This is a genomic window from Qingshengfaniella alkalisoli (assembly GCF_007855645.1).
GTDB classification, from domain to species: Bacteria; Pseudomonadota; Alphaproteobacteria; order Rhodobacterales; family Rhodobacteraceae; genus Qingshengfaniella; species Qingshengfaniella alkalisoli.
The window spans coordinates 1,954,140-1,965,460 of record NZ_CP042261.1; the positions used below are offsets into that span (position 1 = coordinate 1,954,140).

Consider the following 11,321-nt stretch of genomic DNA (forward strand, 5'->3'; position numbering starts at 1 on the left):
AATGCACAATGGACGTAGCCAGGACTTTAGCGGCAAGCATCAAATTACTGGCTAGGGAGGCATTCTTGTTTTGCGCTTAGCCGACCAAATTTTGGATGTCGGATTCGCCTTTCTGCCGAAATTCAAAACTGAGAAATCTGTTAACGAGGCGATGAGCTCCTTGGGTTCGCTCGTTTCACTCGGCAAAGGCGCACCGGTTCATTTGTTGCAACCAAAGCCCTCCTTAAATGAGCCTCCGAACACCTACAGTGGCAATTATGGACATGGTCAATTTCCATTTCACTCAGACCTGGCACACCACCGCCATCCACCTAAGTACCTGATATTAAGATGTATAAAGGGGCATCCAAGCGTCACGACGCCTCTGATTGATAGTAGAGTCATTATGGAACGGGTTGGAGAGCAAGAACTCACAAGGGCTCTGGTCCGCTCTAGAAGGCGAGTCAGGGGTGAGGCCCCCTTGATGAGGCTGTGTGAAACCACAACTTCAGGGGTGCGGTTCAGATGGGACGAACTGTTTCTGGTTCCAGCTAGTGAGCTTGGAAAACAAGCGTTTCAGATGGTGAAAGCTGAAATCAAACGCCAAAGGGCTATTGAATTGAGCTTGGCCAACCCGGGGGATACTTTAGTGGTCGATAATTGGAGGATGCTTCATTCTCGATCATCTGTGCCAGTTTCAGCGGTAGATCGGGTTGTAGCCCGTGCATACTTGGAGAAATTATATTGAAAAAAACTCTGAAGCCGGGCGAAACACCCGCCACGTGGGACCCAGAAGCTTTATGGGGTAAGGTGCTTCGCTACTCTGAGACAATGCTTTCTAGAAAAGAAATTCCTTGGGAGCAGGCATTTTGGTCCAGTCTTTTACTTGAACACTTGGCGAGGGCTGCACTGGCTAATGTGCATCCGACGCTTCTCGCAGAAACCGGTAAAGCTGGTTGGTCAAGCCAACTCCATGCTCTTGGCCTTCCAATTAAAGAAAGCAAATTTTCACCGAGGTCTATCTCGGTTTCCGAGGTATTCAACAGGCTCAAAGAGCTTTTTGCTGACTTCACGCCGGAAGACGCTGCTTTCTGTAGTGCCCACATGAACCTCAGAAACACAGAGGTTCACACCGGCGAGGCTGCTTATGATGATCGTCCCCCTGACACATGGCAACCTAAGTTCTACAAATCCTGCACGGTTCTGCTCGCTACCATGGGGCTGGAGTTGAAGGATATACTGACCCCGGATGAAGTAGCTGTGGCCGAACAACTTATTGCAGCTGACAGCGATAAAAGCTCGGCGGCGGTCAAAGGGGATGTCGAGGCGCACAAGAAAGTCTGGCAAGGCAAACCGGCTGACGAAAGGGCTAACCTCGTTCAAGCTGCAAACGCATGGGCAACCAAGCAAACTGGCCATCGCGTCGACTGCCCTGCCTGCGGTTCAAGATCGCTAGTTTTTGGAGAACCTGTAGGGGCGATTGATGTAACCTTGGAAGACAACATGGTTGTAGAAAGACAAGAATACCTACCAAGCGCATTTGAATGTGTCGCGTGCGACTTAAAAATATCAGGCTTGTCTCGGTTGGTTGCTGTTGAGTTAGGAAATCGCTTCTCAAGCAAGAGCGAATTTTACCCAGAAGACTACTACGCCACCGAAGACCCAGATTGGGGTGCGTTTGAAGAGGACAACAATGAGCCTTTCTAGATGTGACGCTGCTGCCAAAAATTCGGACTAGTGCCTCAACCCCCGTTCCGCATGCGCCTCCTGGCTGTCTAGCTGTTCCTCAGCCTCTTTTCGGCGTCCCTCACTAGCATCAAGCTCTCGTTCAACTTCGCGTCCAGCGCGTTGTAACTCGCCTCTTCGTTCAGCAAGCCACGCAACGCCTGCATTGACGCGATCTGCGAGCGTATGAGCAGCGTCGCGCAACCCGCGATACCATCCAACTGGGCTTGCAGCCTCTTCGTCGAACGCGCCTCTAACCCGCTCAATTCCTGCGCTGAGGTTTCGCAGGCCGTCACCAACCGCTCGACGCAGGCGAGCAAGTCGCGCTCCAAGGCTGTCAGGGGCGTCGTCATCTATCTCTCCTTGATCTTGATGCAGATGACCGGCGTCCCGGCCAGTGTGCAGGTTTTCAGTTCGGTCCGTTCGGGGTCCAGCGTCAGCCAAGTCTGTTCCCCCTGGTCGATCCGCGTCAGGCCTAGTTCTGTCAGCTCCGAGCGCGTCAGCAGCGACGTCCAGAACCAACTCGCGGCCATCATCGAGGCGATCCCCGTCAAGATCAGCCCCGAGATCACGTAAGGAGAGATCGTCAGCCAGCGCCTGATCTGTTCTGTCCGCGTCTCGAACAAGCTGCTGTTCTCGTTCAGGAAGCGGCGCGTATCGTTCTCGATGATATGCCGCGCGTCGCTCGCAATATCCGTCAAATCGGTCCTGAAGCTCTCCAGCTGGGATGCCATCGAGGCGGCGTAGTCCTGGCGTATCGTGTCCAGCTCCGCGTTCAATTTCTCGCTCAGCCGGGTCGGCTTTCCAGTCTTCATGGAAAATCTCTCCTTTTAGGCGCCAGCGCTCACCGGTCTCGGGGTCCTGTGCGGTCAGGTAGGCCTTGCCGACGCGGGGCAGCTCGAACCCCGCATCCGTGAGCACGTCGATCATGCTGGCGCGATCCTCGATCGGACCCATCGAAATCTGATCGAGGATCCACGCATGTAGCTCGTCGCGGCCATGGGCACGGGTCGGGGCCTCGATGGTGTCGCGCACCTCCTGCGTGCGCTCCAGTTCCATCGGATCAGCCCAGCCGTGGCGTTGGTTCATCAAGTCGCGCAGGCTGTCATAGGCGTCCTGATAGCCGGGTGGCGCGATGTTGAGGCTGCGCCCGGTGGTCAGCTCCAGGCGCGGGGTGCAGAAGTGCAGCTCGACGCGGTCTTCGTGGCTGTGACGGACCCAGAGCATGTCGTATTGCTCACCGTCCAGCCCGGCGAAGGCCAGCTGCTCGAAGGCGTCCATCACCTCGGCTTGCTGCGCCTCGCTGGGTGCGTCCTCGGCGGCAAAGCTGATCACGCCCGCCCGGTACGTCCACTGGTGGCGGCTGGCGTCGATTAGTACCTCGGCGCGGCTTGGATCGCCGCGCAGCACCTCGGGCAAGGGATCGCGCGTCACCATCAAGGGCTGGCCATCGGCATCGCGGATCAGGTCGCGGTTGCAGTCATAGGCTAGGACGCGCTCGGCCACGAGGTAGCCGACCGGCCCTGCGCCCAGGCCCTTGCCATTGGGGAAGAACTTGATCAGCACCGCCGCGCCTCATCGAGGAGCTGGGCAAGCTGGCGTTCGATCACCAACAGACGGCGCGCAACGGTCAGGCTGTCGAGGTCTGTGCGACCCACCAGCATTGCGCGGTTCAGCCAGCGCGCGATCTGGTTGAGATTGCCGCCAATGCGCCCGACGGCCAGCACCAGCGCCGGATCGACGCGTGGAACCGGCTTGCGGCGGCGCGCCTCGGTGAGGCCAAGCGCCTCACGCAGGAGCGTCGCGGCAGGCAGGCCTGCGGCCTCGGCCTTGGCGCGCAGCTGGGCCTTTTCCGACGCGGTACAGCGGAAGACGAAGGTCTCGCTCAGCGGCTCTTTGGCGGGGGCTTTGCCCGCGCCGGTGGGGTTCGAAGGGGAGGCGTGCCGCCCCTCGCAAGGTCCCGTGTCAGCAGCGCCAGCGTATGACATGGGTCGCCTTGCTGTTTGCTCTTCGGTGGGATCGGTTGCGGTCATGATCTGAGGCCTGCCGCCTGAATTTGCGCCTGCGTGACCAGCTCTGCAGCCATCAGTGCATCGATCTGGCTGGGCGTGATGTGTCGGCAAAGCGGATGGCGGTCCGTCACCCAATTTGCCAAGCCTGCCAGCATCTCGGCTTCCTTGGCCTTCGTCGCTTCTCGGCCTTTGACAATTTCCTCGACATAGGCCCGCCAGCGTCCCGACTTGAACCAGTTGTCCGAGAAACAGACCTTGGACCGGGTGAAGCCCGCGCACTCAGTGGCGTAGACCTTCACAGCTTCCAACAAGCCTTCGGCCTCTGTACCGGCGTCCAAAGCCTCCCTGATCCTATCCAGACACTCGGCCTTCCCGCGCAGACGGTCGGAGGGATACGCTGCCAAAATCTTCTCGGCCTCTTCATCCTCCGCCGCCACGCGCTCGCGCGTAGGTGGTTTATGGATGGTTTTAGGATGGTTTGGGGGCCGTGGTGGCCCCGGTACCCCGGCCACTGTGGACCCCGTTCCGGGTCCAGTCTGGACGGGGTCCACTGTGGCCCCCGTCTCAATAACGGGTTCGGCGGTCAGTTCCAAAGCCTCGATCCGAGCGAGGTCGATCCGGTAGACGACGGTGAATCCGTTCTTGCATCCCCGCGCTCCGGTCTCGATCAGAATGCCTTCCTTCAAGAAGTCCCGGATGGTCCGCTTGACCGTGGTCTCGCCCAGCTCGGTATGTCGCTGGATCGTCCCCTTCGAACACCAGATGCCTGAACCATCGTCACTCGCTTTGTCGGCCAGAAACATGATGATCTGCTTGCGCGTTGCGCTGCCGAACTTTCGCTCCGCGCAAGTATTCGCAACCCGCCAACTCATTGGAAGGCCCCCAAAGGCGCAAAGACGTGCGAATTTTGTACAGGTTTTGTACGAGATTTCCGCCGTTCCAGCAGAATTTGGCCCGAAAGCTCACGGGACTTTCTGCATGCTCCTGCACAAAGCCCTGTAAATAAGCCATATTTTTCAGGTGTTTTTGGCGACCCCGGCAGGATTCGAACCTGCAACCTGCCCCTTAGGAGGGGGCTGCTCTATCCAGTTGAGCCACGGGGTCCCTCACGCCTTTTGCCGTCTGCGAGGCTTCAGTTCAATAGGGTATCGACTTCTAATCTGGTCGCGCCGAACCACGCCAGTAAAGGAGCCACTTGTGCTTCGCTGTTGTGCCTGCAGCACGAAAGGGGCTATCAAGGGCCAAGGTCTTCATCACAGGGCGATTTAGTGACGTCACCACCTCCTAATCGGCGCAAGAGAACTCTTACCCTGCGCGATGTGTCAGAAGCATCCGGTGTCAGTGAAATGACCGTGAGCCGTGTCCTTCGAAACCGTGGTGATGTATCTCGGGCCACACGTGAACGCGTGCTGGAGGCCGCGAAGAAGCTTGGCTATGTGCCGAACAAGATCGCAGGTGCGCTTGCGTCGCAGCGGGTCAATCTGGTGGCCGTCATCATTCCTTCGATGTCCAATATGGTCTTTCCGGAAGTCATGACCGGCATCACCGAAGTGCTGGACGACACCCCCCTGCAACCGGTGGTCGGCATCACGAACTACAAACCCGAACGCGAAGAGAAAGTCCTGTTCGAAATGCTGTCCTGGCGTCCGTCCGGTGTGATCCTCGCAGGGCTCGACCATTCGGAAGCTACGCGCGCGATGCTGGCAGCAACCGACATTCCGATCGTCGAGATCATGGATGTGGATGGTGATCCGGTGGATGCGGTCGTCGGCATTTCGCATCGGCGCGCGGGGCGCGAAATGGCGGAAGCGATCATGAAGGCAGGATATCGCCGTGTGGGGTTTCTGGGCACAAAGATGCCGTTGGACCATCGGGCCCGTAAGCGGTTCGAAGGTTTCACACAGGCGCTTGGCAAGAACGGGCTGGAGATCATCGATCAGGAATTCTATTCCGGTGGCTCGGGGTTGGCCAAAGGGCGCGAAATGACGGAAGCTATGCTGTCGCGCACCCCCGACCTGGATTTTCTCTACTATTCCAACGATATGATTGGTGCGGGCGGGCTGCTTTACTGCCTTGGAAAAGGCATGAACGTCCCTGACGATATCGGGCTGGCGGGCTTCAACGGTGTTAGCCTTCTAAATGGTCTGCCCAAGGTTCTTGCGACAATGGATGCATGCCGGCAGGAAATCGGGCGGCTCGCTGCACAGATCGTAGCGGATCGATCCATTGGCAAGGACAGCAGGCATGGCAACCGGATCGAATTGTCGCCATCATTGTCGCCAGGGGATACGCTGCGAAAGGTCTGATCAGGCGACCAGCTGCTCCGCCTTCTTCAGGTCCACGGAGACAAGTTGACTAACGCCCTGTTCCGCCATCGTCACACCGAACAGCCGGTCCATCCGCGCCATAGTCACCGCGTGGTGCGTGATGATCAGGAAGCGGGTCTGCGTCCGGCGGGCCATTTCGTCCAGCAGATCGCAGAAGCGGGTAACGTTCGCATCATCGAGCGGCGCGTCGACTTCGTCCAACACGCAGATCGGCGCAGGGTTGGCAAGGAACACCGCAAAGATCAGGGCCAGCGCCGTCAGGGTCTGCTCGCCACCCGACAGAAGTGAAAGCGTGGACAGCTTCTTGCCCGGCGGCTGGCACATGATTTCAAGGCCAGCTTCCAGCGGGTCGTCGCTTTCGACCAGCATCAGATTGGCTTCACCGCCACCGAACAGATGAGTGAATAGTGTCGAGAAGTTACTGTTCACCTGCTCGAAGGCTGTCAGAAGACGCTCGCGTCCTTCTCGGTTCAACCCGTTGATGCCTGCACGCAGTTTGCCAATGGCTTCTTCCAGATCTGCCTTCTCGGCAATCAACGCGTCATGTTCCTCCTGCACCTCGCGTGCGTCTTCTTCAGCGCGCAAGTTCACCGCCCCCAACGCGTCACGCTGCCTCCGCAGTCGCGCAACCATATCTTCCATCTCGGATGAAGGTGGCAATTGTTCCGGGTCGGCATCAAGGTTTTCAAGCAGGTCTGCGGGCGTGGTCTCCAGTTCTTCTTCGATCCGCGCTGCCGCAGTCGCCACCGCTTCGCGGCAAGCCTCTACGCGCGTCTCGGCACGAGCCCGCCCTTCGCGCGCCTCCGAGGCGGTGCGTTCTGTTTCACGTTCCGTTTCGCCCGCATCCCGAAGAGTCCGGTCAGCACTCACAACCGCATCGACCGCGCTGGCCTTTCGGGCCTCAGCCTGAGCGATCGATTCTGCTAACGCCTCGGCCTTCTCCGCGACTTCTTCGGGCACGGCATGGGCCTCTTCAAGTTCCGCCTGTGTGTCTTCGGCGCGCGACGCAAGCTCGGAAATCCGACCCTCCGCTGTTCGCAGACGGGTGTTCCAAGATGCAATTTCGGTGCTGATCTGCCGGATGCGCGAAGCCCGCGCCTCGCCTTCACGGCGCAATTCGTCAAAGCCTGAGCGCCGCGACATCATGGTAATCCGCGCAGCTTCGACCGTCATCTTGACGTTTTCGACCTGTGACCGTGCTTCATCCAGATCAGCGAGTCCCGCCGACTGCCGTTCTGCATCCTGCACCTGAAGCCGCGCTGCGCCAGCTTCATCATTGTGGCGGGTGACCGCAAGTTCCAGACTTTCCACGCGCCCGAGTGCCAAGTTGTGGTCGGCCTCGGCTTTGCTCATCGCTCGACTGGCGTCCGTCAGCGCGGCATCCGCAGTCCGGCGGGCATCCCGTGCGCTGCGCTCTGCCTCGCTTTCGTATTGCAGCGCAGCGCCAACATCCTCATGCCGCTGGCGCGCGTGGTCAGCACGCGCCTCAGACGCCTCCAGCATCTCGCGCAATTCATCGAGCCGGTTCATCTGTTCCAGCCGTAGCGCCGCGGCAGACGGCGCGTCTGCCGCCGCTGCGCAGTAGCCATCCCAGCGCCACAGATCCCCTTCGCGTGACACCAATCGCTGACCCGGCCGCAGCAAGGGTTGCAGCCGATCACCGTCAGAGGCATCGACCAACCCGATTTGCGACAATCGCCGCGACAGCAGTTCGGGGACATCCACATGCGCCGATAGCGGTGCCACACCATCCGGCAAGGACGGCGTGTCATCATACCCTTTCAAATCCGCCCATCCGAATCCACCGCCCGAAACGGTCAGTCGCGGGGCCTTCAAATCGTCACCCAATGCCGCGCCCAATGCGCGTTCGTATCCACCGGATACCCGCGTTTCATCAAGGATCTGCCCACTACCGCCGGCGTCGCGCTCAACGAGTCGCGCCAGTGCGGATACTTCTGCCGACAGCGCCTTGACCTCGCCATCAGCCTCGCTCCGTGCGGCACGGGCATCGGCCTCTTCCGCCTGCATTTCGGTACGGCGGCTTTCAGCCTCAATCAGCGCTTCTTCCGCAGCCTCCTGCTGCGCTCGGGCTTGCTCCACACGCTCTTCGGCGATTTCCTGCGCCTGCACGCTTTCAGCAACGCTGCGCCGGGCATCCACCACCGCCTCACGCGCCCTCGCCGCCGCGTCTTCGCTGCGGTCCAACGTCTTGCGACTGTCTGACACAAGGCGCTCAATCGACTGGTGACGCGCAGCAAGGCGGGCCACATCCTCGGTCAGGTGGCTCAGATCGGATTCGCGTTCCTGCAAAACCTCCGCCGCCTCATGGGCCAGCACCTCGGCTTCCCCCAAAACATCCTCGAAACCATCGGAGGCTTCGATCAGTTCAGCACGCTCCTCCTCCAGGCCCTCAATGGTTCCACCCGCATCGCGCGTCAGTTCCGCTTCGCGGTCGCGGTCGCGGTCAAGCTGCACCAGCCGCGACTCAAGAATCCGGATTTGCTCCTTAGCTCGCGCCTCCTGATCCTTCAGAGTATCGCGTTCGACCTGAAGCCGTTGCAGCACGGCGGAGGCTATCGCTTCCTCCTCTCGCAAGGGAGGCAAGGCTTCCTCCGCTGTGGTGCGTGCCACAGCCGCTTGCCGTGCCGCCAGTTCCGCTTGCGACGCCGCCTTCGTGCGCTCGGTCAGAAGGGTTTGCGCCTCGGCCAGCGACACATCCGCCTCACGCCAGCGCCGATACAACAGCAATCCCTCGGCACGGCGAAGCTGGGTACCGATTTCACGATACCGCGCGGCCTGACGGGCCTGACGGGACAATTGCGCGAGCTGTTGCGACAACTGATCGATGATGTCTTCAACCCGTTCCAGATTGGTTTCCGTCGCGCGCAGCTTCAACTCCGCTTCGTGTCGCCGCTGGTAAAGACCCGAGATCCCCGCCGCTTCTTCCAGAATACGACGCCGCGATTTTGGCTTGGCGTTAATCAATTCACTGATCTGGCCTTGCCGAACCAACGCCGGCGAAGTCGACCCCGTCGACGCATCCGCAAACAGCATCTGCACATCACGCGCACGCACATCTTTGCTGTTGGCTTTATAGGCCGACCCCGCATCGCGCGTGATACGGCGACTGATTTCCACGAAATCCGTCTGGTTGAAACTCGCGGGCGCAAGCCTTTCGGAATTGTCGATCGTCAGGATGACCTCGGCAAAATTCCGCGCCGGGCGTGTGGATGCGCCTGCGAAGATCACATCCTCCATCCCGCCACCGCGCATCGCGGAGGGGCGCGTTTCCCCCATCACCCAACGCAAGGCTTCCAGCAGATTGGATTTGCCGCACCCGTTCGGCCCGACAACACCTGTCAGCCCAGACGCGATCACAAGATCGGTCGGGTCGACGAAGCTCTTGAAGCCATTGAGTCGTAGCCGCGTAAACTGCAAATCTATGTGCCTGTATCGATTCCTGCACATAGATCATCGGACCAAGAGGCGATTGTGTCAACAATTCTCCCATATATAGTGTCGAGGACAGGACCGGCACCCATATAGGCGCTGAGTTGACGATCAACAGGTCGGGAAAACCCGAAAGTCAGGTACGAACAAGAGGATAACGATGAAGGAACTCAATCTGGTCGGTCTTTGTGGATCACTTCGGACGAAATCATTCAATCGCAAGCTGCTGAACGAAGCAGTGCGCGTCTTTGGCCCCAGCGCCTACTCCGAAGGCAATCTGCGCTTGCCATTGTATGATGGCGATTTGGAAGACCGCGACGGGATTCCCGGCGACGTGCAGACGCTCGCCAATCAGATTGCAGCCGCCGACGCGGTGATTATTGCCGCACCCGAATACAACAAATCCATCACCGGGGTGCTAAAGAACGCGCTCGACTGGATCAGCAGAACAGACGGCAATCCGTGGCACGGCAAACCGGTTGCGCTGATTTCCGCAGCAGGCGGGCGTGAAGGTGGTGCACGGTCACAGTTCGCCGTCCGGCTGTGCCTCGCACCATTCCGGTTGAACCTGATCCCAGGTCCTGAAGTTCTGGTAGCAGGGCCGACCAAGGAATTTGACGCAGATGGCCATCTGAACAATGACCGCTACCTCAAAGCATTGGAGGAACAGATGCGCTTGCTGCGCGACGCGTCGAGTATCGGCAAGGGGAGTGACCGCGCGGCCTAACCCGTCAGGCTCGCTTCGACGCGGAACTCGTCGGGGATCGCGTCATGGCCCTCCAATACGAGATCGGCCATCATCTCGCCAGCCTTCGGCCCCATTGCAAAGCCGATCTTGAAACCGCCATTGGCGATGAAGTCGCTATCGCGTACCGGATGCTTGCCCAGCATCGGCGCGCGGCTCATCGCGCGAGGTCGCACGCCCGCCCAACGCGTCAGCACCCTCGCATCGGCCAGTTGCGGACAAATGGCGATCGCCCGCCCGAGCAGCTTATCAAGCTCGCCATCGGTCGCGGTCGGGTCGTCAAAATCCCGCTCGCTGGTTGATCCGACACCGACCGTCCCATCGGCATGTGGCACGACATAGATGCCGTCGGAAAACAGGTGTGGCTTGCCCGACCGATCCAGCGCCAGAAGCATCGCCTGCCCCTTCACGCCATTGCCGATTCGTTGGTCAAGTTGCTCGCTGATTTCCACCAACCCCTCATAGCCCGTCGCCCAAACCACCTTGCCTTCGGCTGATGCGCCTTCCCCGATGACGATCTCGGCCTTAAGCACCACCAACGCGGCCGCCAACGCCTCGCAGGACCGGCGCGGGTGGATGCGTGCGCTCAAGGTATCGTGAATAACGAACCCCGTCGGCGTTTGTGGCGTCCATCCATCAAGATCCGTCGTCGCCTTGACCGCCCATTCCGCCTGCCCCCGCCACAATTCACGCGATTGTACCGCCCGCTGGCTTGCCAGTTCCAACCCATGTTCATCAAGCACCGGCTGGATGCGCCCCGTCCGACCATAGCCCGACGACAAACCGCCGATACGCGCGACCTCCGCCCAATGTGCTTGCGCTGCAAGCAGCGCGTCGAATTGGAAGGCTTTCTTTTGGTTCCAATTCTCTGGCGTATGCGGCGCAAGGGCGCCGACGACTCCTCCACTGGACCCGGCCGCAACGCCGCGCTTATCAATTATACGAACCTTCGCGCCCCGCTTGGCGCAGGAATACGCCACGGAGAGCCCGAATATCCCCGCTCCGAATACTGTGACATCCGGCTTGACCATCGCGCCCGCCTCGGTTTTGAAGGGTTCCAGCATGGCACCCATGCGTCCCCCT

Annotated in this window: 8 protein-coding genes and 1 tRNA gene; 3 read left to right on the plus strand and 6 right to left on the minus strand. The window is 59.7% G+C overall.

The window, feature by feature from the left end; all coding sequences use genetic code 11:
• The first annotated feature begins 723 nt into the window (after positions 1–723).
• Positions 724–1,686, plus strand: a complete 963-nt coding sequence (locus FPZ52_RS09840) for a hypothetical protein (protein ID WP_146365266.1) — start codon at positions 724–726, stop codon at positions 1,684–1,686.
• Between the two features lie 27 nt (positions 1,687–1,713).
• Here FPZ52_RS09840 and FPZ52_RS09845 read toward each other — a convergent pair whose 3' ends face one another.
• From FPZ52_RS09845 to FPZ52_RS09860, 4 genes are all read right to left on the minus strand, one after another.
• A complete protein-coding gene (locus tag FPZ52_RS09845; RefSeq protein WP_146365267.1) occupies positions 1,714–3,270 on the minus strand; it encodes a relaxase family protein in 1,557 nt (518 codons plus the stop codon).
• Positions 3,264–3,737 (minus strand): plasmid mobilization protein, encoded by a 474-nt coding sequence (locus FPZ52_RS19170; RefSeq protein ID WP_240804343.1) that lies wholly within the window; start codon positions 3,735–3,737, stop codon positions 3,264–3,266. The genes FPZ52_RS09845 and FPZ52_RS19170 overlap by 7 nt, the downstream gene beginning before the upstream one ends.
• Entirely contained in the window at positions 3,734–4,588 is an 855-nt protein-coding gene (locus FPZ52_RS09855; RefSeq protein WP_146365268.1) for a hypothetical protein, read from the minus strand. The genes FPZ52_RS19170 and FPZ52_RS09855 overlap by 4 nt, the downstream gene beginning before the upstream one ends.
• A gap of 155 nt (positions 4,589–4,743) precedes the next feature.
• Positions 4,744–4,820 (minus strand) — tRNA-Arg (locus tag FPZ52_RS09860).
• Positions 4,821–5,035: 215 nt separating this feature from the next.
• Between FPZ52_RS09860 and FPZ52_RS09865 the strand changes: the two genes are divergently transcribed.
• Entirely contained in the window at positions 5,036–6,022 is a 987-nt protein-coding gene (locus FPZ52_RS09865) for a LacI family DNA-binding transcriptional regulator (protein ID WP_276617452.1), read from the plus strand.
• Here FPZ52_RS09865 and FPZ52_RS09870 read toward each other — a convergent pair whose 3' ends face one another.
• Positions 6,023–9,481, minus strand: coding sequence for a chromosome segregation SMC family protein (locus tag FPZ52_RS09870; RefSeq protein ID WP_146365269.1), 3,459 nt, complete (start codon positions 9,479–9,481; stop codon positions 6,023–6,025).
• 172 nt (positions 9,482–9,653) lie between these two features.
• Here FPZ52_RS09870 and FPZ52_RS09875 point away from each other — a divergent pair, with 172 nt between their 5' ends.
• Positions 9,654–10,220, plus strand: a complete 567-nt coding sequence (locus FPZ52_RS09875) for an NADPH-dependent FMN reductase (RefSeq protein ID WP_146365270.1) — start codon at positions 9,654–9,656, stop codon at positions 10,218–10,220.
• On the opposite strand, the gene FPZ52_RS09880 is transcribed toward FPZ52_RS09875, so the two are convergent.
• Complete coding sequence (locus FPZ52_RS09880) at positions 10,217–11,311, minus strand: NAD(P)/FAD-dependent oxidoreductase (protein ID WP_240804345.1); 1,095 nt, start codon at positions 11,309–11,311, stop codon at positions 10,217–10,219. The two genes, FPZ52_RS09875 and FPZ52_RS09880, sit on opposite strands and share 4 nt — an antisense overlap.
• Between the last annotated feature and the right edge of the window lie 10 nt (positions 11,312–11,321).

Bases quoted from the DNA above. Each gene is read 5' to 3' on its own strand.
- FPZ52_RS19170 (WP_240804343.1), bottom strand. From the start codon at position 3,737: ATGACCGCAACCGATCCCACCGAAGAGCAAACAGCAAGGCGACCCATG.
- FPZ52_RS09855 (WP_146365268.1), bottom strand. From the start codon at position 4,588: ATGAGTTGGCGGGTTGCGAATACTTGCGCGGAGCGAAAGTTCGGCAGC.
- FPZ52_RS09875 (WP_146365270.1), top strand. From the start codon at position 9,654: ATGAAGGAACTCAATCTGGTCGGTCTTTGTGGATCACTTCGGACGAAA.
- FPZ52_RS09880 (WP_240804345.1), bottom strand. From the start codon at position 11,311: ATGGGTGCCATGCTGGAACCCTTCAAAACCGAGGCGGGCGCGATGGTC.